Source organism: Bacillus amyloliquefaciens DSM 7 = ATCC 23350 (genome assembly GCF_000196735.1).
GTDB classification, from domain to species: Bacteria; Bacillota; Bacilli; order Bacillales; family Bacillaceae; genus Bacillus; species Bacillus amyloliquefaciens.
This window is the reverse complement of record NC_014551.1, coordinates 1,271,205-1,294,583: the sequence shown is the minus strand read 5'-3', so window position 1 is coordinate 1,294,583 and position 23,379 is coordinate 1,271,205. Positions and strand designations below refer to the sequence as shown.

Sequence of the window (23,379 nt, the reverse complement as noted above, 5' to 3'; positions counted from 1 at the left end):
ACGTTAATTCGCTCCTATTTCAAAGCTACCCTATAATGTATTAAATTATAGGGTAATTTTTAAAAATGCTTCGATGGATATATAGATTACTCCTAATGAACATTAATTATTCTTTATTTTTTTTTAGTATTCACGCGTAATTTCTTTCCGCTTTCTTCTTTAACAGAGGATACATAGTTTTTCGACTTTAATGCAGTTGCCAACGCTTTATTAGTTCTATTATTTAAGATCTTTATTCGCCTACCTTTTTCAACTATTTCGGAGTAAGGTTTCCCCATTTTAGTTAAATATTCAGTAATTAAATCATTATCGATATACTTTATTTGTCCCGTTAGCAATGATAACCTAGTATCCATTGTTGCGGGTGATTCAAGTAAAAAGTCAAGTAGATCATTGGTTATTTTCAGGTTATGCTCATTAATGAAATAAATTGTATCTTCAAGGATGTCTTTATTTCCATCTGTCATAAAGTTAGATTTTAACTGCTGTACAAAGTATTCTTTGTTAAATTGAGAAAAGTCTTTGCTATCTATGAGTTGCTTTACATCATTTGCATCAAGCGGAAAATCTCCTTGTTTTTTAATAAACTCATCAGAATTTCTTACAACAAGTCGAGTATGAAGTGCATCGAAATTTAATTTTAACTCTTTAAAATTTTCGAATGTTAGAGATAACAAATCATTCTCAATCATTAATTTTGCTCTTGTTTCAGTGACATTTCCGAACGGAAAGTGATCCCAAGAGTGGATGCTAGGAATCAACATCTCGAATGTTTTGTCTGTTATATCTCTACTATTAACGATTTCTTCTGAAATATCTTCTAAAATCACTTCGTCAAATCTATCATTAAGTGCCTCTATATTACTCTCAGAAAGCACACGCCAATTATCTGGATCATTTAGGAAATCTGTCAGGAAGTTCGGAATTGTTTTGTTGTACTCGATATAAGATGTAATAACATTTGACCAGTCTGCAATCATTTTATTTTCTTGAATCACTATAGGCCACAATTCTTTAGGTAATTCACCGATATTCGAGATGGTAAAACTTTTTTTCATGATAATTGAATGTTTAACTTCCACATCTAGCCCTTCCCAATTTAATAGTTCCAGTACACTTTCCTCTGGTTCCTCAGTTTCCTCAGTAAGTAGAACTTTTTTAACAAATACTGCAATATTTTCATTTACGTAATCAATGACAGCCTGTTGACCAGAATTTTTAACTGCAGCATACGTTACACTGGGAGTATTATTTAAAATAACCGATAAATTATTGGTATTGATTTCGTACAGATTATGTTGAACAACAAAGTCGTATATTGTTTCTGAGTTTAGTATATGCTCCAAACGTTTAAATTTAACTGAAAGTTTTATAAGTAGTTCTTTCGTTTTCCTTTCTTCAGGTACTAGCGCAAGAAAATCGGAGTGCTTTGATAATTTACAAGATATAGCTGACTCTTTATCCATTCGGATAATATCATCAGTATCAACATATGCGAGTATATCTGCCAAGTATTCATTTTTTTTCTGTATAATCGGATTTATGTTCAATATAATTCCAAAAATCATCCCACTTATTAGATATCGATTGAATAAATGTAGCTTTTATTGTCGCTCTTTCTTTAAAACCATCTATGAAGGTAAGAGATGCTCCTCTTCCATTTACCAATTGTTCAATTATATGGTCATAACAACTTTGATAATCAGGATGTTCCATTATATAATTCAAAAGATCATAGTTGAGTACCTCTACTTGCTTAAATTCATCACCAGCAAGCTTCTTCATAATTTTAGTTTTATTCTCTAATGGATATTCAAAAGGTAGTGATTCATGGTTTTTAATACTAAATACAAATTGAATATCGGATAGGCTCAAATTTTCCGGATAAAAATAAGTAATATAATGGTTATACAATTCATCAATATATCCATGGCGCAACAAGTAAACAAGTAACTTTTTCTCGTAGATTTCATCCGAAAAAACGGTTTTCGATTTGCTTTTAGCAATTAGTGTTTGTAAAGATTGTACACTTATTTCTTGTTTTTCTTTTTTTAATTGTGATAGTTCTTTTTTTAGCTCTTGGATTTTATTTTGCTCTATAACTCTAACGGCTTCTTCTCTTTCAAAATAGTTTGGTTTCCTATTGAAAACGGTTGCAATATCTTTAATTGTCGCTGTACCATTCTTGTCTCTTAAATAACAATGGACAGTATCGGAATTTTTCAACTTTTCAAAAAATTGATCTGTATTAGCTGTGTTGCTTCTAAATCGCTCGCCATCTATCTGAATATAATAACTATTAGGTGAATTCAAATTTGATATCCCTAATTCGCCCAGTATATAAAATTTAATTCAGCAATTGATTTTAATGGTTCAACTTCTGCACTCGCTATTGTCATCTCTATTTGTTGTATTTTTGCATCAATTAAGTTAATTTGTTCCTTAATTATGCGTTGTTTTTTTGAAAGAGTTCATATACCAACCCTTTATTATATTGTAATTTAGAAAAATCCACGGGATAAATATTCTTGTAGATTATCATTGCCAACAATTTGTTAGCATCAAGATCAATAGCACTTAATTTTTGTTGGTATATTACAAATTCATTAAAAATATTCTTTAATACTCTCATGTCATCAATGTAAATTGTTACATCTTCTAGAAAATAATCGTTTACCAATTCCGAGTAAGGTGAATATTTTATTTTCTTTTTAAGCAAATCTCCTGAATTAGATGCATTAATAATAGGTATTACTGGGATTATAAAATCAAAAAATTTCGTACGGTCTTTAGTTAACTTATCTGAATCTACATCTCCAAAAATATCATCTTTTATCGCATATATAAAAACCACACGTCTATCTATTTGTTCTGAATTATTTATAAGTTCATTCAATTCCCTCAGTTTTTCAAAAATATCGATAATATCAAAGCGATCTAAATCTTCAAAAATTACAACATTATATTTGGAGGCTTCAAAAAAATACAATATTTCATCTAAATATTTATCAAATATTGAGGAGCTCTCTTCTCCTGAATTCTTTTCTAACGTTGCGTTAGCAATTGTCACCTTATTTAGTTTTAAGTTAGCGTGAACAAAATGATAAATTCTTTTACATACAAATAAAGGATATATTATAAAAAAAAGTGTTAATAATGTAGTTAGTATTATTTGTTGCCGATCTCCACCACCAAGACTCCTTGAAATTAATGTCTCAGCATATATGTCTTTAAGTACATCAGGATTAATAAGGTATGTACCAACTATAATGAATGTAAAAAAGGAAATCAATTTTAGGATTATACTCTTCGTTCTTATATGCTTAATTCTTTTAAACCTTGAGAAAGGAAGGGTTCGGTCTTGTACCCGGTATATCATTTGTTGCAGGATGCTTTTCTCTAATTTATTTTCCACATCATTGTTATCTGTGTGGAATGTAGCTAAGGATATATTTAAGAAACTATATTCCTTACTATGTTGTTCCTGATAGGTATTTAATATGCTACTTTTTCCAGATCCATAAGGGCCAGTCAGTGCGATATTTTTCACTTTTTTATTTTTTAACCCCCAACTTAGTGCTTCTGAATATTTCCCATCAGTATCAACATCATTGCTAGGAGTAAGATCTTCAAAGAGACTCTCTGCCTTAACATTGGATTCATCTAATTTAATCTGAAGTTTCTGTAACCAGTTCATAATTTTTTGTTTGAATTTCCCCAAAAAAATATTTCCTTTCTATGCAATTTTTAGATTATTAAATTAGCAAGTTGCAAATGCCAGTCGAGATGAAAATTAATTACATGGTATCTTTAACTGACCTTAGTTCTATCTCTACAATTGACTTTCATATTTTAAATTGTAACATGAGAGGCAAAATATGTGTTTAATTAAGTATGTAATTAAATCTCTCTTTGAGTTTAAACCATCTTAAAAATTAAGTCTCTTAAAATGACCATTAACATAAAAAAAGAACTTGCAAAATGCAGGTTCTTTTTTTATTGTCAATTTATTGTGAATTTTTAACGACAAGGGCATTTTATGTATAGTATAATATTTCCTGTACATTAAAGCATGCTCACTCAAGGGAGTCTTGCTCACCTCCATGTCTCAAACAGAGGAGGTGAGGCCAATGTCAACTTTTCAAGTATTAGTACTCATGCTTGGATTTGGGTCATTTATAATTGCATTGTTGACCTATATAAAAAAATAGACCTCCCTTGAGCCCTGGAAAAGTTTAAGGGATGGTCTATTCGGTAGATCTGAGCAAGCCCTTTTGTGGGCAGCTTTAGTACAAACAATGACCTGTGGGTGTTGGCGCACCCCTGGTCTTCTTTTATTTTATGCATTTTTTAAGAAAGAAATACGCAACCAATCAAATGTCTTACAGTTCTGATTATAACACATTAAGCGAAACCATTGAAATAATTTGCAAAACTTTTGTTTTATGGATAAAACTATTATTTTATTTGGACTCGATAAGTATCTTTAATGTATCAATGTGCTTTATTACTTTCCAAATACTTTTCATGTTGTCTTTCTAAAACATTAATATCCTCTTTAATAATCTTAACTTCATATTTTTCTTTATCTTCATCGGATAAGTTGTCGTTTAAATAGCGCCGTAATTCTTCTTCACTTTTTGTTTTATCCATCCCAATTGATATGACTGGGTCTGTTTCTCCAATTCCAAAGCTAAATAAGCCAAATTCATCCCATGCACTTTCTAATACTTCCTCAGTGGATCTTTGATTTTTAAGAGGATGTGAAACTATGCTATACATGATCACAGAACAAACAATAACCAAGACTCCAATTAATTTCTTTTTCATTGTCTCCTCCTTTTCATTTCAAGATTACCACAAAATACAATAAATGGAAAAATAATTCCTTACCAACAGTATCTTATTCATTACGGGTTGGTTTTGAGAGGATAAATGCTAATCCGTATCTTAAAAACGATCTAAATAGATTAGCATAAGTTTACCGTCAATCACCGTTTGCGAGAGTAACCTCTCATACATTCACGGGAATTCTATTTTAATTTTTTTAGGAGTTTTACATATTCACCATATTCGTCTTCGCCAAGAAATAAAACGGTTGTAAAGCCCTTCTTTTCATATAGATGTCTTGCGTTTAAGTTATCTGTATCTACACCGAGTGTTATTTCCTCATATCCAAGGTGTTTTGCATAATCAATCAAATAATCAACAATAATACCGCCTATCCCACGATTTCGATATCCTTCTTTAACAATCATACGAGATAGATAAATGCGTTTATCTGGAATAGTATAATCTGGGTCATTTTTTTGAAAAACTAATGATCCTTCTCCTATAAACTCGTCATTCACTGAATAAATAAAAGTAATTCTGTTTCCGCTTACTAATTCGTCGTAAAACATCTTAGCCATTTTCTTTTTCTTTTCCACATCCCAAATATTGCCACACTTATTGTAGTCTTCGGGTTTTAATTTCTTTATTTGGTACGAATCCATAGCCTCTCTCCCTTTTTAAAATTATTTAAGAAAAAAGCTCTCTTTCTGAGAGCTTACCTTTGCAATACTTTTGTTTAACTGTTTAGTAATCATCATCTAAATATCCCATCATCTTCTTCAATAATCAAACCATGAAGTCAGAAAAAGAATTAGCGACCAAAAATGTGTCTTTCACTCCATCTGTCATTTCATGATCCAAAAAATAAACCTTTCCTGTTGCTTCTTCTTTCACACCCAGACAAATTTGATCTCCTCCGTCAGCATCAGCAATCGGAATAATCCAGTCTGGCATTTGTTCTTCATAAGCTACTGTCATTGATTTAACATCAAAGTCTTTATCATCCACGCCAAATCCGTAAAACAACCCCAGTCTTAAAAGATTATTGCTGGCTAAAGGATTTTAAGAGTGGGAATAACACATTGTCAGCTTGTATCGTGCTTCCACCATATCTTATTACAAAATCTTTGTACACCTCATCAAGGTTTATGTTTAATTCGTTTTCAAATGCTTAAATTTTTCTTTTGCTTTCTGATTCATTGCTTGAAGCGTTGCCCATCCAAAACAGGACGGTGGTTTACGTTTTATTTCACAATCGTGATATTATATTGAATTTATAAGAGTAATTTGGTAGATATACATTTTATAAGAGAATTACTAACGATTGACCTCATCTCTATACTTAGAAGTTGATCGTTTTTGAAGGTCGTCCAAATTTGGAGTTGATATATTCGCTTCCTTTTTCAATTCATCAAATGTTTCATATAAGGCTATAATCTCGCTAAAGGAGCACTCAAAAAATTTAGCCATCTGAAGTTTGTGAAATATTCTCAAACCGTGGTAGACAAAATTTCGATGGTTACGAACCATATTCAGTTGAAATGCTGGGTCAATTCGATATCCCAGTTTTTCTAAAACCATAAACCCCTCATCCATTACAGAAATCATCTGCATTAATGCATTCTTATCCTTCGCTATTTTTTTAAAGTCAAAGTTATTGATATAATGGATTGAGTTCATAGCAATAATCGGTATGAAGTGACTTTTAAGCCAACCATCAATATTTTCATTAAAACTTAGTTTATGTTTCGCTTCCTTAAAAGCCTTCTCTAATATAGATTTAAATGATAAGTCACCGTCTAAGCTACCGATTACCATTTGTCCTCCCCCCCGAATAAAAATAACACGACCATTTTCTTCCCTCCTCCCCCCACTAATTTGAAAACCAAACGCAATATTTTTTTTAACTTTGCTATTTTTATTTAGGAATGTTTGCATATTTGCAGCATCAGCGTTATTCCCAACAATCACAATATTGTTACTTATATTTTCAGCTAGAATCGGGAGAACCGATGAAAATTGATTGTATTTCATCACCACAAATATGAGATCGTAGTGTTCTTCAGGTTGTAGTTTATCAATTACATTTACTGCATCGACAGTATTTTTTCGTTGGAAACGATGTCGAATAACAATTCCATCTTCTTTCAATTGTTCATACCGCCTCCCTCTAGCTAAAATGGAAACATTGTTTCCTCCTCGTAATAATGAGTGGGCAAGATAACTTCCCAAAACACCAGCACCATAAACCAATACTTTCATCTCCGTCCCCTTTCCACTTATTCTCATCTAAATTTCACCATAGCCTTATTAACTGATTAACAGAAAATGGTTTTATCTCGTTCTGTAATAATTTTTAGCTGTATAGTATTTCCAGTCCCAAAAAGCATCCCCGTTCGACATAATATATCGGTCTAAAAATATTTCAAAGTTTAAATTTAATGGATTATATTCTGAACCACTTTCAAATATAAATAGATAGTTAGGCTCACCATGATTCACTCTATCCTTGTCGATCATTAAATGACATTCTTCCAACAAATAGCCAATAGGTATTCCATTGATACCTTCAAACAAATCCTCATACTTTAGTTCTTCTTCTATATCTTCAAGGCTGAATAGATGAAGTCCTCCACCAATATTCTCACCCTCTGCAAGAATTTCGAAAATTTTCGCACCATTATGCTGAGAAATAAACTTCAGATAATCCTCAGGAAGTGTGAATTTATGATTCGACTGAAAGTTTTGGATTTCATTAAGAGAGGCTTTGGTCGGAGAAAAAGTCACAAGGCCCTCTATAATATATCCTTCAGAACAAAACAATTTAATGGCTCCTTTTTCATCTAAAAGACTTTTCAAACCGTTTATAGTCTTATGGACAAAGTTAGTCAATAAAATCGCCCCCATATTTTCAGAATAAAACACCGAGAATACGAATTTGTTAATCAGTAACAATTTTATTCATAATTGAAGCAGCATTAGAAGTAAACAAAATATAAGTGTTTTTTGCTGTTTTAATTACTATCCTATCCGTAGAGCCATAAGGAAACCCTATCCTTACTGCACTTTTCTCTTGTCCTCCATAGTTCGGATCCAGAAATACACCGTTGATTTCTTTGATTGGAATTTCAATTTTAGATAGTTGCCAATTGATAATTAACTTTCCATCAGATTTTTTAACTTTAATCCCAAGCAAAATTGCATTCTCCTTTCAACTATACGGTCAGTTAAATTTTAACATATTAGACTTTTCCTTGATATTAACATGTTGAGCAAACTTCAATTTATAATATTTGGTTTTTTTTTATAATTAGGAAGGTTTGTCCGATATAGAGACAGAACAAACAATTTGGAGGAATTACATTGAAGAAATGGTTATTAGGTATTGGCCACTCATACTCTAAAAATCACCCTGAATCCACCATATCATCAGGATTAATAATCGCCTTATGATATGCATAAAAGATGGATTATTAAAAGCGACACTGTATATATTATTGTTTACGCCGGCATATTCCGCAACCGCTCCTCTGAATTTTGGTTAGCGATTTCTTTCGGGCTTAGACAAGGTGAAATTTTAGGTATACGTTTCAAGGATATAGACTTCAATACTGGGGTTTTAAGATTCGAAAAATAAGTATGAACCCGCACTTGCCGGAATAGCGCAGGATATTGAAAATACTCACAATGTGAAGAATACTCCTTTATTGAAAAATATTATTGAAGGTCAAAAAGAGAGTGTGCTCAGCAAGTCTGTGACTTCAAATTTTAGTACAGGAAATAGCAAGTATACCACAGGTACAATGAAACATATTTATCATGGAGAAATTAATAAACGCGGTAAAGCAGTTGGCTACCACCATGAAAGTATGATGGGCGGAAAGATTATACCAGGTACAGAAAAGAAGCCTGACAAAAATGGAGTATATATGGCGAAAGTTGAAGTCGAGTCTGTAAAAAAAATAGCGGATTCAAGTTTCTTTCCAAGAGAATGGAACCGCGCTGACGTATTAAAAGCAATTGACGAAGCTTATCATACCAGAAAACAAGTACGTTCAAATAAGTATAGAGGAATCACTTCAACAGGAATTAAAATTGAAATGTATTTAAATAATGACGGAACAATAGCAACAGCATATCCGTTATATAAAAAATAATCTTAAAGGTGACCAGAGCACATGAAATATTTATACAAGTTTGATAAAGATCCATTTGGTGATATAAAAATAGTTTTACCAGAAGAAATCAGTCTTTTCTCTGACTTCATTGAAAATATTACAACAATAGAACAAACTGATGAGTATATAGAATACATTCAGAATGTTTTAAATGGGATACATGAGGATTTTGAAATTGATTTAAATGGGATAAGTGTATTGATAAAAAAAGATGTTACCGATGTTGAAAACCCTTTTTTGATCGACGACCCTTATAAAAACTCAATAGAAACAGACCAATTTAAAGAGCTATTATTAATATGGAGAAACAAAATTCCTGAGATATTTAAAGGTTAAGTACATTCATTATTCTACGCGGTGAAATTTGGTTCTTAACCTTTATTGAGCCGGTATTTAAATTTCCCAGAGACCAAGATATTAAGGCCTTTCTCATAAGAGATGGACTTTATCTATGTTTTCAATAGGATAGACTGTCTTCAGTCCGAGATCCCATCAACATCAGGCTGGCGACAAAGAACCTTGCATTATACAGCGAATTATTCAAATTCAGCTCAAAAAAATAATTTCGTCCCCAATTCGATGAATGATGACAAAATCAATAAATAAACAAAGTAAAAAACCCTTGCTACGCAAGGGTTTCGGCTATGATTCCGACTGGGCTCGAACCAGCGACCTCTACCCTGTCAAGGTAGCGCTCTCCCAGCTGAGCTACGGAATCATGATATGTATGTGTTGCTGGGTATGTTGTTGTCTCTCTGACATTTATAATTATATATCCTGGTTATCCGTTCGTCAACACTTTTTTTATCAAAAATAAAAAAAGGGCGCCGCGCAAATTTGGCGTCACCCTTTTCGTTTATGATCTCACTCCGGCGGGGGCGATTTTTTTCAGCGCCTGCTCGAAATCGCGTTCCAAATCTTCGGCGTTTTCGACTCCGACGCTCAGGCGCAGGAGGCCGTCTGTGATGCCGCGTTTCTCCCTCTCTGCTTTCGGCATGGCGGCATGCGACATGGCAGCAGGGTATGAGAGAATGGATTCGACGGCGCCGAGGCTGACGGCGAATACAGGAAGCGATACGTTTTCGACCAGCTTTTTGACGGCTTCTTTGCTTTCCAGTTCAAAGGACAGAACGGCGCCCGCTCCGCTCGCTTGCCGTTTATGAGTGTCGGCTCCCGGGTGTCCGGCAAGCCCCGGATAGTAAACGTTTTTGACGGCGGGATGCCCGTGAAAGTAGGCAGCCAGCCGTTCAGCCGTCCGGCTCGCTTTTTCCAGTCTTACCTGTAATGTTTTTAATCCTCTCAATACGAGCCAGCAGTCCTGAACGCCAAGCACCGCTCCAAACGAGTTTTGCAGCTTATACAGCTGATTGCCGAGCTCTTCATCCTTTACGGCGGCAAGCCCTGACAGGACGTCACTGTGCCCGCTTAAAAATTTCGTCGCGCTGTGAAGCACGATGTCTACGCCGAGGTCAAGCGGACGCTGCAGCGCAGGCGTCATAAATGTATTGTCAAGGTATGTCAGACAGCCGTGATCCTTTGCCAGTTGGACGACGGCCTTAATATCCGTTATGCCGAGCGTCGGATTTGACGGTGTTTCCATATAGATGGCTTTCGTATTCGGCCGGATGGCGCAGGCGACCGCTTCTGTGTCCGTCATATCGACAAAGGTGTGTTCGATTCCGAAGCGGGACAGCACCTCAGTCACCATTCGGAATGTTCCGCCGTAAACATCCTCCGTGACGAGCACATGGTCGCCTTGGGATAAGAGCAGAAATGCCGTCGAAATCGCAGCCATTCCGGAGCTGAAAGCAAAACCTCTCGTTCCGCCTTCAAGACCCGCAATTGTTTCTTCAAGCGCTGTTCTTGTCGGTGTGCCGGAACGGCTGTAATCATATGTCCCGAACTCCTCAAATGATGACTGATGGAATGTGGAAGCATGCTGGATCGGCACGCTGACGGCTCCGGTGGCTGCGTCTGTTTTAAATGGATTGTGCACAAGCTTGGTTTCCAGCGTCCAATTGTGATTACTCATGCGACACGGCCCCCTCTCTTACTTGCTGTAATGCCTGCTTTACATCCCGCTTCAAATCTTCTGCATATTCAATTCCCACTGAAAATCTCAGCAGACGGTTGCAGACGCCGTTTGCGATGCGGATATCTTCCGGAATGTCCATGTGCGTCTGTGTCGCGGGGTATGTAATAAAGCTTTCCACCCCTCCGAGACTTTCTGCAAAACAGATCGTTTTCAGCGCCTTTAAAAACGGATTGACCCATTCCTCTTTTTGCAGCCGGAAAGACAGCATTCCGCCTTTTCCGGGATATAACACATCGGCGATTTCCTCTTCTTTTTCTAAAAATTCCGCAAGTTCACGGGCGTTTTCTTCATGACGGCGCATCCTGAGTCCGAGTGTTTTCATCCCTCTCATTAAAAGCCACGAATCGAACGGCGGGAGAACGGCGCCGATCGCATTTTGGTGATTAAACATGACGTCGCCGAGCTCTTCATCCTTTACGACAGCCAGACCGGCAAGGAGATCATTGTGCCCGGCTAAATATTTTGTGGCGCTGTGAATGACGATGTCGGCTCCCAGTTCAAGCGGACGCTGGAGCACCGGGGTGTAAAACGTATTATCCACAATCAAAAGCAGGCCGGCTTCTTTCGTATTCCGAGCGATTTTTTCTATGTCCGCCTCCTGCATTAACGGATTTGTCGGCGTTTCAACAAATACAGCTTTCGTGTTTTCCGTTATTTTGGAGCGTAAACAGTCTTCATCACTGAAATCATCATAAATAAAGCTTAACCCGTATTTTCTCCACTCATTTTCAAACAAACGGTAAGTGCCTCCGTATAAATCGGAGGATACAATCAATTCATCCCCGCTTTTAAATAAAGCCATAATGGTTTGAATGGCTGCCATTCCCGAGCTGAAAGCAAAGCCTCTCGCACCGTTCTCCAACACGGCGATGGCGTCTTCAACGAGCTGGCGAGTCGGGTTTTTCGTGCGCACGTAATCAAAGCCTGTAGATTCTCCTATTCCTCTATGGCGGTAAGCGGTGGACAGATAAATCGGCGGACTGACCGTTCCCGTTGCTTCTTCGCTTCTATTTCCGATTTGGGCTAATTTTGTTTCAACATGCTGCATCATCAGCAGGCACCATCCTTTTTCAAAAATAAAAAAGCTCCCTCTTCATAAGAAGAAGGAGCTTTTCTCTTCCTCTTATCTTCCAAGCATGTGAATCGCTTGCTGGATTTAGCACCTTGGCACTTTGCCTTCCTGCGGCAAAGCAAACCGGTTGCTGAGGTTTCAAAGGGCCAGTCCCTCCACCTCTCGTGATAAGAATATTGTTTTGTATTTTCTGATTGTTCTATATTAACTCACTATAAAATGAATTTCAACAACTTTTTGATTTTCTGAACTCTCTCAAGAAGTGCATCTGAAGAAAGAAATTTCTAATAATTCATGGTACAATAGGGAAAAACCATTAAGACAAGAAGCGGCCTGGAGGAATGCGAAGTGGCACCGAAAAACGGAATCATTCATGAGAAAAAACTTTTCTCCCGTGAGCTTGAAGAAGAAATGACCGTTCTGGTCTACCTGCCAAACACCTACTCCCCCCTGTATAAATATCATACGGTCATCGCCCAGGACGGCCATGATTACTTCAGATTAGGGAAAATCGGGCGGCAGGCGGAAGAGCTCATGTCAAAGGGGGAAATTGACCGCTGCATCATTATCGGCGTCCCCTATAAAAATGTGCGGGAGCGAAGAGACACATACCATCCCGAAGGCTCTAAGTTCGCCTCATATAAACGGTTTATCGCAAATGAGCTCGTTCCTTTTATCGACAAAGAATACCCGACTTATCAAGTCGGATACGGCCGCACGATGATCGGGGATTCCCTCGGCGGAACCGTTTCGCTCATGACGGCGATTGACTATCCGAACATGTTCGGAAACGTCATCATGCAGTCTCCGTATGTTGACGGGCACGTCCTGGATGCCGTCCGGGAGTCGGAGGATCTCAAACAGATTTCCGTTTATCATCAAATCGGAGAAAAAGAAACCGACGTTCACACAACGGACGGCCAGGTTCTTGATTTCACCGCGCCGAACGAAGAGCTCAAACAGCTGCTGGAAAGCAAACAGTCTGAATACACGTATGAAACCTTCGACGGGGATCATAAGTGGACTTACTGGCAGCCGCTCATAACGCCGGCGCTGAAAAAAATGCTGTAACCATTCATTTAAGGAGGGAACTTTCATGAAATACGGTATTGTTTTATTTCCATCAAAAAAATTACAGGATCTCGCAAATTCGTACCGGAAACGCTACGACCCGAGCTACGCGCTCATACCGCCGCACCTGACGGTAAGAGATCCGTTTGAAGCGACAGAACAGGAAATCGAGCAGGTCGTATCACAGCTGAGACAGACGGCGAAAGAGTCGCACCCGCTCGTTCTGAAAATCACAAAATACAGCTCGTTTTCTCCTGTAAATAATGTGATATACATGAAAGCGGAGCCGACGGAGGAATTAAAAACGCTGAGTGAGAAATGCTACTCAGGAGCATTATCCGGAGAGCCGGAATACAGCTTCGTTCCGCATGTCACAGTCGGCCAGAAGCTGTCGTCAGATGAACATTCCGACGTACTCGGGCAGCTGAAAATGCTGGACATTTCCCACGAAGAAGTCATCGACCGTTTTCACTTGCTCTACCAGCTGGATAACGGCTCATGGACTGTGTACGAAACATTTTTATTAGGCAAGGGAGAATAACTGTTTGGAAGCCATCATTGCAAAAACGGAAAAACAGCTGAACGACGCTTTTTTCGTCAGAAAAGAGGTCTTTGTTAAAGAGCAGCACGTTCCGGAAGAAGAAGAAATTGATCAATTCGAAGACACGTCAGAGCATATTGTCGTATATGACGGCGGCCAGCCGGTCGGAGCCGGCAGATGGCGCTTGAAAGACGGTCATGGAAAATTAGAGCGCATCTGCGTGATGAAAAGCCATCGCTCTCTCGGTGTAGGCGCCATCATTATGCGGGCGCTTGAAAAAGCGGCGGAAGCCAAGGGCGCCGACAGCTTTATCTTACATGCGCAGACACAGGCGGTTCCGTTTTACGAAAAACAAGGATACCGAGTCACGTCTGGCGAAGAATTTCTAGATGCGGGCATTCCCCATCTGGAAATGGTAAAGAAACAAAAACTATAAAATCAAAAACACTCCTGTTGATATGACAGGAGTGTTTTTTTATGAAAATTATACTTTTTCAAGAATTTTATTGAATTTTATGGAATTTAATTGTATGTTTAGTATGCGAAGTATTACAATTCATACAAAAAATACAATTCATATGGGATGTTTAAACATGACAGCACCAAAAGGGAAGCATATATTCGGGACTGTGAAAGTGGGCACAAAAGGACAGATTGTCATTCCTAAAGAAGCAAGAGACGTTTTTGATATAAAGCCCGGGGACTCACTGCTTATGCTCGGGGATGACCAGCAGGGCATCGCACTTGTTAAACAAGAACTCTTTTTCGAATTTGCAAAAGATATCTTAAACGCAAAGCAAATCAATACAGATGGCGAGGATGAGTAAATGCACGCGATTGAGCTGAAGCAATTAACTAAACATTATAAAGAAACCGCCGCTGTTGACCGACTTGAATTTTCAATTGAAAAAGGAGAATTTTTCGCTTTACTCGGAGAGAACGGAGCCGGAAAAACGACATTAATCCGGATGCTTTGCGGCCTCCTTTCTCCAGATGAAGGTGATGCATCAGTGCTTGGTCACAGCATTTTGACTGATTTGGATAAAATAAAACCGAAAATGAATATGTCTCCGCAGGAAACAGCCATCGCCCCTAATTTAACCGTACGGGAAAACTTAGAGTTTATAGCCGGAGTCTACGGAATTCCGAAAAAAGAAGGAAAAAAAAGAACGGATGAGATGCTCGAATTGTTTCAATTAAAAGAAAAAGAAAGAGAAAAAACAAAAACGTTATCAGGCGGAATGCAGCGCCGGCTCAGCATCGCAATGGGAATGATTACAAAACCGGATATTTATTTCTTAGATGAGCCGACATTAGGTCTGGACGTCCGTTCACGCCGCGAGTTGTGGAAAAATCTTGAGTCATTAAAGGGAGACATGACGATCATTTTAACGACACACTATCTAGAAGAAGCTGAAGCCCTGGCAGACCGTATTTGCATTTTAGAAAATGGGACATTAAAAGCACTGGGTACGGCTGAGGACCTGAAAAAGCAAACTCATTCAGCCACATTTGAAGATGCCTTTTTAGCGATTTGTGACGGGGAGGCGGGGCTTTATGCTTGATTTCGCCATACGCAACCGCAAAGAAATTTTTCGTGATCCCCTATCTATCATCCTTGGAATCGCTCTGCCTGTTATTCTATTGTTTCTGTTTACTACGATTGAGAAAAATGCGCCGCTTGACACTTTTAAAGTTCAGCATTTAGCACCCGGACTTATTGTTTTCGGTTTTGCTTTCCTCACGATGTTCTCTGCATTGCTGATCGCAAAAGACAAACAGACCGCCCTTCTGACCCGTTTGTTTGCTTCTCCTTTAAAAACAGCCGATTATGTCATCGGTTATGCTTTGCCAATGCTGCCTTTAGCCATATTACAAATCGTCATTTGTTTTATCGCAGCTGCTGCTGCCGGCTTATCCGCCGAATGGATCAATCTTCTCGCGGGTATCGCCGTGCTGCTGCCGATTGCGATGATGTCCGTTTTCTTCGGTTTATGTTTAGGAGCTGTGTTTACGGACAAACAAATTTCAGGTATCGGTACTATTTATATTACCCTTGTTCAATTTCTCGGCGGGGCTTGGATGGATGTCAGTCTGCTTGGTGAGACGTTCAAACATATAGCTTATGCCTTACCGTTTATTCACTCGATCGAACTGGCTCAGGAAGTCATATCCGGAGATTATTCTTCATTCCAACAGCATATTTGGCCGATAGGGGGATATGCCGTTTTGGCGCTTGCGCTTGCTTTCCTTAGTTTGATGAAAATCAGGAAGAGATAAAAAACCGGCACTCCGTAACGGGAGCGCCGGTCTTCTTTATTTATTTTCTTTCAGAAGGCTTATCGTATGCGGCAGCAGACGGCCATCCCCCGGGCTGCCATGCCCCGGGACGACAATGCTTATGTCTTGGTATCTTTTCATCACTTTCTGAACAGCGCGCGGCCACTGATCCGGATAAAAACCCGGAGTAGGCACGATTTCCTTTGTTTCTAAAGACTTGATTAAGCATCCGCCGAATAAGAGCTTATCCTGAGGCAGCCAGACGGTGATATTGTCTTCCGTATGCCCTTTTCCCGGATAAAACGTTTCCATTTCCATATCGCCAAATTGCAGCTTTGCCACGTTTTTTAAATCTCCGAGCGGCCGGGCATATCCCTGCTTTCGGGCGAAGTCGGCTGTCAGCTTCGTGCTGTGCACCTTTACACCGTATTTGTACAGGGTGTTCAGCCCGCCTATCCGATCATCATGGGCGTGTGTCACAATGGCATCGGTCATCCTTTTGCCGGGAAACTGCTGGTTTATTTGTGTCATTAATTGCTCTGTAAGACTGTCATTCCACGGAGTGTCGATCAACACGATTCCTTTGGAAGTATCAAGAAGCAATCCGTTCGCAGGGACGGGTCTCCCGTCTGCCATACCTGTGCTTGTATGCATCCAGACATGCGGCGCCAGCTGTGTGAGCGTGACACCTTTTAATTCGGAGCCCTCTGCCGCGTGTGCCGGTTTCATCCCGGCTGTAAAGAGGCCCAATAGAAACAGCCCTGCGATGAATAATGTAAATCTTCTCAATTAAATCATTCCTTTCTTCTTTCATATATACGACTCGAAAAAAGCCCGGATATTTCCGGGCTTTTTTACACGCATTGATTAATCAATCGGCCTTTTCCCATGATTTGCGGGAGGCGGGAAAGAGAGCGCTTACGTTTTTCCTCATTGACTTTCTTTGCTGCGGCTGCGGTGTTTTCCTGACGGCGCTCCACCTCTCTGTACACCCTGTCATTGGCGAGGGCGGCCGCTTTCGTAACGCCGGCGTAATCAGGCTTATAACCCGCTGACCGGTTTGCGTATTGAGTGTATTGCTGGTTTTGAATCCGTCCTGCATAAATCATATGTACCCCTCCCCTTCGCTTTTCATTTCCCTTAATCTTACTTTTTGAAACGCGGTTCTTTTGTTATGATATTCTTTGTCTATCAAATGGATGAACACCTTTTAATGGGAGGACCCCTTTTTGAAATGCGCCCGACTGAATAACCGAACGATACATTTACATACATATTCTAGAGAACATTACCAATTCCTTTTTGAAGAAGCCCAAAAAGGGAATATTTTTTGCGCACATTGTGACCAGCCTGTCTTGATGCGGCTTTCCATTTTAGAGCAGCCGGCGTTTTATCACCGGCAAAAGGGAGATTTCACCGCCTGTGAAAAAGCATGCGAGGCGAAGGAGCCAAAAGCGGAGAAAGAAAAAGAAGAGTATAAGGAAGCCGGCATGTTCCGCCTGCCGAAAGGAAAAGCCATTTCCGAGAGTTCGAAACCGATCGTCTCAGAATGGAAAAGCCCGAAAAAAGTGCCTGCCCCCGAGCCGTTTTCACCGACATCTGAGGCAGCTGATACATCGCTGTTTCCCGGTATCGGACTGAACCGTGAACAAATGCGGGCCGTCACAGAAACGGACGGGCCTTTGCTCGTGCTTGCCGGAGCTGGAAGCGGAAAAACAAGGGTGCTGACGGCACGCGCTGCCCATATGATTGAACATCTCGGCATTTCACCTGAGAACATGCTGCTTGTGACCTTTACGACAAAAGCCGTGGCCGAAATGAAAGAGCGGATGGCAAATGAGTACGGGCTGGCAGCCGGGAGAGTCTCCCGCCTCGTGACCGGAACATTCCACAGCTTTTTCTATAAAATACTCTATCATTATGATTCTTCAAAATGGAACGGCAGCCAGCTCTTAAAAATGGAGTGGCAAAGAGAGCAATATGTGAAAAAGGCGCTCTATGAAGAAAACTTGGATGAGAAAGAGTTTCCCGTCGACCAAGCGCTTCAGCTGATCGGCTGCTGGAAAAACACGTATCTCCCTCATGAGACAATTCCGCTTGCGGATGACTGGGAGAAAAAAGTATACAGGCTCTACGAACATTACGAACGGCAGAAGCGGGAAAAACGGCAATTTGATTTTGATGACATGGCTCAAGGCTGTTATGAACTGTTTCAAAGCCGGCCTGATATTCTCGCACAGTATCAAAACAGATTTTCTCATATTTTAATTGATGAGTTTCAAGATATTAATCCTGTACAGTACAAAATAATGCAATTGATTGCAAGCCCTGAGAATAACTTGTGCGGCGTGGGGGATGATGATCAATCCATTTATGCGTTCCGCGGCAGCAGCCCGTCTTTCATTCTCGATTTTCAGAAGGATTATCCGGCAGCAAAGACCATTTACTTAACGGCAAATTACCGCTCGCCGCATCCGATCGTCTCGAGTGCCCATGCCGTCGTAAAGAAAAATAAAAAACGGTATGAAAAAACACTTTCTGCCGTCAAAGACGGTGTTCATGCCCCCGTGATGTTTTTTCCTTACGATGAGGAAGAAGAAGCGACTATGATCGTTTCCGATATGAAAGAGAAAATTCAAAACGGCGCGAGCCCTGACGATTTTGCCGTTCTTTACCGGACGAACAGCGCCGGACGGGCCATTTATGAAAGACTGCATCAATCATCGATTCCTTATCATGCCGACCGCGGCGTACAGACGTTTTACAGCCGCCGAATCGTCCGGCAGATCCTCGCCTACTTATATGCGAGTCAGAACGAGGATGATACGGATGCAGTGAAAGATCTGCTGCCCGCCTTATTTTTAAAGCAATCCGCCCTGCAAACCTTAAAGGCGCTGTCCATCACAGAAGATTGCACGATGATTAAGGCGCTGACGAAACTGCCTGACCTGAAGCCGTTTCAAATCGGGAAGATCAAGCAGATCGTTCCGTTTTTCGCAAGCATCCGGACAATGAAACCCGTTGAAGCCATTACCTTCGCAGAAAGCAAAATGGGCTTTTCCGAGTATTTAAAAAAACGGGGAAACGAAGGGAATAAACTGGAAAAAGGCTCTGATGATCTCCGTGATGTCAAAGTGGCCGCCAAAAAATTCAAAACCATTCCGGATTTTCTTGCGCATGTCGATCATATGCGCGCCGCCGAGAATCTGAAAACCAATGAAAACGGCGTCGAACTGCTGACCATTCACCGCTCGAAAGGTCTTGAATTCAATACGGTCTATATTTTAGGCGCGGCTGACGGCTCGATCCCTCATGACTTTGCGCTTGAGACGGCGAGACAGGGCGATCCCGCTCCGCTCGAGGAAGAAAGACGGCTTCTGTACGTCGCAATGACAAGGGCCATGCAGCATTTATATGTATCATGTCCTGCGAACAGGCGGGGAAAAACAGCCCGCAGTTCAAGGTTTCTCGAGCCCCTTCTGCGGATGGACAGACGGAGCGCACTCAAGATATAAAGAACCCGGCAGATGACTGCCGGGCTTTTCTCATATAAAAAGGCCTTTCAATAAGGCCGGCTGACGCCTATTTATTGTTCATCATTTTAGAAATGGTGCCAAAATCAAGTTTCTCTTTTCCGCTTGTAATAGATTGAACGATTTTGTCTTCCAATTCTTTCGGTACACGCTTGTTAGCCAGCTGGGATACCTTCTGAATGACGCCTCTCACCGTGTTTTCATCTTTGAAATTGGCATTTTGCAGTGATCCGGCGAGATTCATAACATCCTTCATGCTGACGCCTGTTTTCTTCTCAATATTTTTGAAAAATTGATTATCCATGTTGTGCCTCCTTTTTGTGGAGTAATACGATATTGTATGAACAAAGCGTGGAACATGTGCCCGTAAGACAACGGAAAAATTCTGCACACCCGTTTTCATGCTCCTTCATACATCAGGCAAGCACGGGACTGAACGATCCCGCGCTTATCCTGGGTCTTGCTAAGGTTTAGCCGAAAAAGGATGCACCGACAATGATCAGAAGGATGAACAATACGACAACAAGAACAAATGTTGAGCCGTATCCGCCTCCGACATAGCCACCGCCGTATCCGCCGCAGCCGCCGTAACCGCCATAGCCGCCACCGAATCCGCCATATCCGAATCCCATATCTAAGCACCTCCTTTACTCTCTATACTCTATGTGAGCAGACATGTTTGGCTTGGATAAATGCATAGGGCCGGTGCGGATTTCATTTATTTTATTGAGAATGCTCATTTTTCTTCAGTTTTGCTTCGGTTTCAGCGGCAAACACATCTATCCATTTCTCAAAGCGCAATCCCGCTTCATCAAACTCAGACAGCTGCTTTTCAATAGAAAAGATATGTTTGTTATGTTCCCGCTGATTTTGATTGTGCCGGCGGTATCTTCCGTTTATTAACAATTCAAATATATTCATAACATCCCCCCTCCTATGATCTATGCGGAACAGGGTCCGGTGTTCAGCCAAAAAACAAAAAAACCGGAATCTCCGGTTTCTTTTAGAAAACGGCTATTTCGGTTTTTTCTTTTGGCCGCAGCCGCAGCCTTTCTTTTTAATTTTTTTTCCGTAAGGCTGATACTCAGTTGATTTGTATGGAGAGTTTTGGGAAGGTTTGCTTGATTGATTCATGGTGATCCTTCCTTTCCTTATGTCATATATGCCATTTTATGCAGAAAGTGACGGCAAGTTGCTGATGGAACCGCCTTATTCCTGAAGAAGACGTGACACCGCAGCTTCAATGATCCCTGCCGCGCCGGCTATGGCTAAAAGTAAAATCAGCCATTGCGCAGCCTGCGGCATCACAATCTGCGCCGCAATTAAAAAGGCGGCGCACCATACGCCCGTACACCAGTAGCAGCTGAGAAGTTCACCGATAAATGCCCTGATGCCTTTCCCTTTTATGACAATGTAGGTTTCTGTCGTACCGTCGGGTGCGGTTTCTGTTTTTTCCTCATGAAAAAGGCTCCGGAGCGGCGCCATAATGGTGTCAAATACGAAAAGCCTTGCCAGCCGAAAAACGGCAAACGATAACAGAATAAATGAAAGCCAATTGATAACCACCTGTTCACTCCTTTTTAAAACATGACCTCTTTATACATATGCGAAAACCCTGATCTTCATGAATCGCACCTTGTCCGGTAAAAAAATAGGTGCGGTTTAGTTGTTTTTCTTATTCCGCTCAGCGTTTCATTTGCATTATATAAAGTATGAATGAGAAAGGAGTGAAGGTTATGTCGTTTGAAGAAAAAGTCGAAACACTGCAACCGCAAATATACGAACAATTATCCAACGAATTCGAGCAGACGATCGAAGTGATTGATTGCGAAAATGTCACAATAGATACAACACATATAACGGCCGCTCTTTCTATACAAGCCTCAGTTACTACGGCGATTATCCTCGCGACACAGCTCGTGATCGCAGATGAAGACACAGCCGACCAAATGGTAACCGAACTGCTGATCCTGGATGATTGCCAGATAAAAAAAAGGAACCGTCATTCAAGTCCTGAACAGCCGCAATATTAAAATCACACTGACAGCAGACGATATTATGGCCTTTGTACAAATTTTATTTCAATTATTAAACATACTTTTTGCTGAACTAGACATCCTTTAACCTTTCTTTTCAAATATTTAAATAGAGGTGAGAACAAATGGCAGATAACGAAAAATTAAAAAAAGAACTCGAAAATCTACCAGAAGTGGATCCGCTTTTAAAAGTGCTTGTCAGCAATGTCTTCAAAAAACACGGCGTGACAAAGGATAAAATGCGGGAAATACCTGATGAAGAAAAAGAAATGCTGATCGCATTAGTCAAAGACATGCAGGCGAAATCAGAAGCTTTTCTTGAAAGCCAGAAACAGAAAAAAGAGCAGGAAAAAGCGCAAGAACAGCAGACAAATCCGCAAACCCGCAGAGAACAATTAATCGAACAGCTCCGGCAAAGACGCCAAAATCCCGGTCAATAACTAAAAAATAGTGATTTTTATCAGGATATATGCCTGAGTCAAAGTAAGGGGCCGGCTCATTTAATAATAGTAAAAGAAAAGGAGGAATAGATATGGAAAGCAGACCATACTCTTGGGTTGCACTTGATCCTGAATGCGAACATCCGCGAGAAGAAAAAGAAGAAAAAGAAGGCAGAAGATGTAATGTTTGCTGTAACGGAAACGGATTCGGCGAAGATAATGCCTTCCTTGACCAAGACCTGGCTCAGGCGAATATCAACAAACAAGTTTCTGAAGAAGCGATTATTATCAGAGACTCTTGTGATATTAACGTGACGTCAACAGACGTTCAAGCAGTCGCTTCAGTCATGACAGCAATTAATGCAGCAGTCGTAACGGCCACTCTCACTTCAATCGCTGACGGAGTCATCGCTGAATTGGTCGCGCAAGACTTATTGCAGCTAACAGCTAACAAACAAATCAATCGTCAAAAACTGCTCATCGAAAACTCCCGCGGCGTAAACGTGACAACAGTAGATGCCGATATCGCAGTGCTGATCTCAACAGCGACAAATTTACTGATTGCTGTCTTAGTCATCACCCTCGTCCTCTAAAAAGAAAAGCAGAGCTAAAAACGCTCTGCTTTTTCTTATTTTCTCCGCATATGATGAATATATAGACGTTCACCCACACCAAGTGAAGCACGCGTACATATGTTGTTAAAGACAAAAGTCAAATACCCTAAAAGAAGGAGCTGAAATCCATGAGCTGCGGAAAACACCATGGCCGAGATGAAAATTGTGTATGCGATGCAGTCGAGAAGATTTTAGCAGAGCAAGAGGCTGTTGAAGAACAATGCCCGACTGGATGCTATTCCAATCTGTTAAGCCCGACGGTTACCGGTAAAGATACCATCCCGTTTCTCCTGTTTGATAAAAAAGGCGGTTTGTTCTCCACATTCGGAAACGTCGGAGGATTTGCGGATGACAGCCAGTGCTTCGAGTCTATTTTCTTCCGGGCAGAAAGAGTTTGCGATTGCTGCGCGACGCTTTCAATACTGCGCCCCGTAGATGTGCACGGCGACACCCTCAGCGTCTGCCATCCTTGTGATCCGGATTTCTTCGGTTTAGAAAAAACAGATTTTTGCATTGAAGTTGATCTAAGCTGCTTCAGCGCCATTCAATGCCTTTCACCGGAGCTTGTCGACCGGCCTGCGCCGCACAAAGAGAAAAAGCACCACGGATAGTCATTGATTCGCATCTTTTCTAAAGGAGAATCCCCTTCCAACCTTCTATTACAGATGCAATCATCAGCCCGCCCG

Annotated in this window: 26 protein-coding genes, 1 tRNA gene, 4 pseudogenes and 1 riboswitch; of the genes and pseudogenes, 14 read left to right on the top strand and 17 right to left on the bottom strand. The window is 40.3% G+C overall.

Translation table 11 applies throughout. The features are described 5' to 3' along the window. Window positions 1-113: 113 nt before the first annotated feature. A pseudogene (locus BAMF_RS41815) lies at window positions 114-3,697 on the bottom strand (YobI family P-loop NTPase). Window positions 3,698-4,130: 433 nt separating this feature from the next. On the opposite strand from BAMF_RS41815, the gene BAMF_RS41210 reads away from it, so the two are divergent. Next, window positions 4,131-4,211, top strand: a complete 81-nt coding sequence (locus BAMF_RS41210) for a putative holin-like toxin (RefSeq protein ID WP_127721184.1) — start codon at window positions 4,131-4,133, stop codon at window positions 4,209-4,211. 283 nt (window positions 4,212-4,494) lie between these two features. Here the strand turns inward: BAMF_RS41210 and BAMF_RS27020 are convergent, their stop codons facing one another. The 7 genes and pseudogenes from BAMF_RS27020 to BAMF_RS42310 form a co-directional block, all read right to left on the bottom strand. Then, window positions 4,495-4,830: a hypothetical protein gene (locus tag BAMF_RS27020; RefSeq protein WP_013351878.1), complete on the bottom strand. Its 336-nt coding sequence runs from the start codon at window positions 4,828-4,830 to the stop codon at window positions 4,495-4,497. Window positions 4,831-5,033: 203 nt separating this feature from the next. After that, on the bottom strand, window positions 5,034-5,495 hold the full coding sequence (locus BAMF_RS27015) for a GNAT family N-acetyltransferase (RefSeq protein ID WP_013351877.1): 462 nt from the start codon (window positions 5,493-5,495) through the stop codon (window positions 5,034-5,036). A 124-nt stretch (window positions 5,496-5,619) separates the two neighbouring features. Further along, window positions 5,620-5,841: an SMI1/KNR4 family protein gene (locus tag BAMF_RS27010; protein ID WP_014470524.1), complete on the bottom strand. Its 222-nt coding sequence runs from the start codon at window positions 5,839-5,841 to the stop codon at window positions 5,620-5,622. 309 nt (window positions 5,842-6,150) lie between these two features. Beyond that, a complete protein-coding gene (locus tag BAMF_RS27005) occupies window positions 6,151-7,095 on the bottom strand; it encodes a ketopantoate reductase family protein (protein WP_014470525.1) in 945 nt (314 codons plus the stop codon). Between the two features lie 72 nt (window positions 7,096-7,167). Continuing rightward, window positions 7,168-7,725 (bottom strand): SMI1/KNR4 family protein, encoded by a 558-nt coding sequence (locus BAMF_RS27000; RefSeq protein WP_013351874.1) that lies wholly within the window; start codon window positions 7,723-7,725, stop codon window positions 7,168-7,170. A gap of 49 nt (window positions 7,726-7,774) precedes the next feature. Then, window positions 7,775-8,029, bottom strand: a complete 255-nt coding sequence (locus BAMF_RS26995) for a SunI/YnzG family protein (protein WP_014470527.1) — start codon at window positions 8,027-8,029, stop codon at window positions 7,775-7,777. Between the two features lie 214 nt (window positions 8,030-8,243). After that, window positions 8,244-8,362 (bottom strand): annotated as a pseudogene (locus tag BAMF_RS42310) (lipase family protein); the annotation flags it as partial. A 97-nt stretch (window positions 8,363-8,459) separates the two neighbouring features. Between BAMF_RS42310 and BAMF_RS26990 the strand changes: the two are divergent. Next, window positions 8,460-8,990: pseudogene (locus BAMF_RS26990) on the top strand (EndoU domain-containing protein); the annotation flags it as partial. 21 nt (window positions 8,991-9,011) lie between these two features. Then, window positions 9,012-9,347, top strand: a complete 336-nt coding sequence (locus BAMF_RS26985) for a hypothetical protein (protein WP_013351872.1) — start codon at window positions 9,012-9,014, stop codon at window positions 9,345-9,347. 309 nt (window positions 9,348-9,656) lie between these two features. On the opposite strand, the gene BAMF_RS26980 is transcribed toward BAMF_RS26985, so the two are convergent. From BAMF_RS26980 to BAMF_RS26970, 3 genes are all read right to left on the bottom strand, one after another. Continuing rightward, window positions 9,657-9,729: transfer RNA gene (locus BAMF_RS26980), tRNA-Val, on the bottom strand. Between the two features lie 138 nt (window positions 9,730-9,867). Then, complete coding sequence (metC, locus tag BAMF_RS26975; RefSeq protein ID WP_013351871.1) at window positions 9,868-11,043, bottom strand: cystathionine beta-lyase; 1,176 nt, start codon at window positions 11,041-11,043, stop codon at window positions 9,868-9,870. Then, on the bottom strand, window positions 11,036-12,157 hold the full coding sequence (locus tag BAMF_RS26970; protein ID WP_013351870.1) for a methionine biosynthesis PLP-dependent protein: 1,122 nt from the start codon (window positions 12,155-12,157) through the stop codon (window positions 11,036-11,038). Before BAMF_RS26970 ends, metC begins: the two co-directional genes overlap by 8 nt. A gap of 69 nt (window positions 12,158-12,226) precedes the next feature. After that, window positions 12,227-12,352, bottom strand: a riboswitch (SAM riboswitch). A 174-nt stretch (window positions 12,353-12,526) separates the two neighbouring features. Between BAMF_RS26970 and BAMF_RS26965 the strand changes: the two genes are divergently transcribed. From BAMF_RS26965 to BAMF_RS26940, 6 genes are all read left to right on the top strand, one after another. Further along, a complete protein-coding gene (locus tag BAMF_RS26965; RefSeq protein WP_013351869.1) occupies window positions 12,527-13,249 on the top strand; it encodes an esterase family protein in 723 nt (240 codons plus the stop codon). Between the two features lie 25 nt (window positions 13,250-13,274). Beyond that, window positions 13,275-13,790 (top strand): YjcG family protein, encoded by a 516-nt coding sequence (locus BAMF_RS26960; RefSeq protein ID WP_013351868.1) that lies wholly within the window; start codon window positions 13,275-13,277, stop codon window positions 13,788-13,790. Window positions 13,791-13,794: 4 nt separating this feature from the next. After that, window positions 13,795-14,226 (top strand): GNAT family N-acetyltransferase, encoded by a 432-nt coding sequence (locus BAMF_RS26955; protein ID WP_013351867.1) that lies wholly within the window; start codon window positions 13,795-13,797, stop codon window positions 14,224-14,226. A 157-nt stretch (window positions 14,227-14,383) separates the two neighbouring features. Next, window positions 14,384-14,617, top strand: a complete 234-nt coding sequence (locus BAMF_RS26950) for an AbrB/MazE/SpoVT family DNA-binding domain-containing protein (RefSeq protein ID WP_013351866.1) — start codon at window positions 14,384-14,386, stop codon at window positions 14,615-14,617. Then, window positions 14,618-15,355 (top strand): ABC transporter ATP-binding protein, encoded by a 738-nt coding sequence (locus tag BAMF_RS26945; protein ID WP_013351865.1) that lies wholly within the window; start codon window positions 14,618-14,620, stop codon window positions 15,353-15,355. Beyond that, window positions 15,348-16,070 carry an ABC transporter permease gene (locus BAMF_RS26940; protein ID WP_013351864.1) on the top strand — a complete coding sequence of 241 codons (723 nt, stop codon included), beginning with the start codon at window positions 15,348-15,350 and terminating at the stop codon, window positions 16,068-16,070. The genes BAMF_RS26945 and BAMF_RS26940 overlap by 8 nt, the downstream gene beginning before the upstream one ends. 36 nt (window positions 16,071-16,106) lie before the next feature. On the opposite strand, the gene bla is transcribed toward BAMF_RS26940, so the two are convergent. Both bla and BAMF_RS26930 read right to left on the bottom strand, forming a co-directional pair. Further along, a complete protein-coding gene (gene bla / locus BAMF_RS26935) occupies window positions 16,107-16,799 on the bottom strand; it encodes a subclass B1 metallo-beta-lactamase (protein WP_373419503.1) in 693 nt (230 codons plus the stop codon). 125 nt (window positions 16,800-16,924) lie between these two features. Then, on the bottom strand, window positions 16,925-17,179 hold the full coding sequence (locus tag BAMF_RS26930; protein ID WP_013351862.1) for a hypothetical protein: 255 nt from the start codon (window positions 17,177-17,179) through the stop codon (window positions 16,925-16,927). Window positions 17,180-17,299: 120 nt separating this feature from the next. Between BAMF_RS26930 and BAMF_RS26925 the strand changes: the two genes are divergently transcribed. Further along, window positions 17,300-19,585 (top strand): ATP-dependent helicase, encoded by a 2,286-nt coding sequence (locus tag BAMF_RS26925; RefSeq protein ID WP_013351861.1) that lies wholly within the window; start codon window positions 17,300-17,302, stop codon window positions 19,583-19,585. A 67-nt stretch (window positions 19,586-19,652) separates the two neighbouring features. Here BAMF_RS26925 and spoVIF read toward each other — a convergent pair whose 3' ends face one another. From spoVIF to BAMF_RS26905, 4 genes are all read right to left on the bottom strand, one after another. Next, window positions 19,653-19,907 carry a sporulation-specific transcription regulator SpoVIF gene (gene spoVIF, locus BAMF_RS26920; RefSeq protein WP_013351860.1) on the bottom strand — a complete coding sequence of 85 codons (255 nt, stop codon included), beginning with the start codon at window positions 19,905-19,907 and terminating at the stop codon, window positions 19,653-19,655. A gap of 166 nt (window positions 19,908-20,073) precedes the next feature. Beyond that, window positions 20,074-20,235, bottom strand: a complete 162-nt coding sequence (locus tag BAMF_RS26915; protein ID WP_007610678.1) for a YjcZ family sporulation protein — start codon at window positions 20,233-20,235, stop codon at window positions 20,074-20,076. A gap of 91 nt (window positions 20,236-20,326) precedes the next feature. Next, on the bottom strand, window positions 20,327-20,524 hold the full coding sequence (locus BAMF_RS26910) for a hypothetical protein (protein ID WP_013351859.1): 198 nt from the start codon (window positions 20,522-20,524) through the stop codon (window positions 20,327-20,329). A gap of 288 nt (window positions 20,525-20,812) precedes the next feature. Further along, complete coding sequence (locus tag BAMF_RS26905; protein ID WP_013351858.1) at window positions 20,813-21,169, bottom strand: DUF1360 domain-containing protein; 357 nt, start codon at window positions 21,167-21,169, stop codon at window positions 20,813-20,815. Between the two features lie 170 nt (window positions 21,170-21,339). Here BAMF_RS26905 and BAMF_RS26900 point away from each other — a divergent pair. The 4 genes and pseudogenes from BAMF_RS26900 to BAMF_RS26885 all read left to right on the top strand — a co-directional run bounded on the left by BAMF_RS26900 (window position 21,340) and on the right by BAMF_RS26885 (window position 23,304). Next, window positions 21,340-21,727 (top strand): annotated as a pseudogene (locus BAMF_RS26900) (spore coat protein). Window positions 21,728-21,764: 37 nt separating this feature from the next. Further along, window positions 21,765-22,079, top strand: a complete 315-nt coding sequence (locus BAMF_RS26895) for a hypothetical protein (RefSeq protein ID WP_013351856.1) — start codon at window positions 21,765-21,767, stop codon at window positions 22,077-22,079. Between the two features lie 92 nt (window positions 22,080-22,171). Further along, window positions 22,172-22,672: a spore coat protein gene (locus tag BAMF_RS26890; protein ID WP_013351855.1), complete on the top strand. Its 501-nt coding sequence runs from the start codon at window positions 22,172-22,174 to the stop codon at window positions 22,670-22,672. Between the two features lie 149 nt (window positions 22,673-22,821). Further along, window positions 22,822-23,304 carry a CotY/CotZ family spore coat protein gene (locus BAMF_RS26885; RefSeq protein ID WP_013351854.1) on the top strand — a complete coding sequence of 161 codons (483 nt, stop codon included), beginning with the start codon at window positions 22,822-22,824 and terminating at the stop codon, window positions 23,302-23,304. Window positions 23,305-23,379 lie beyond the last annotated feature (75 nt).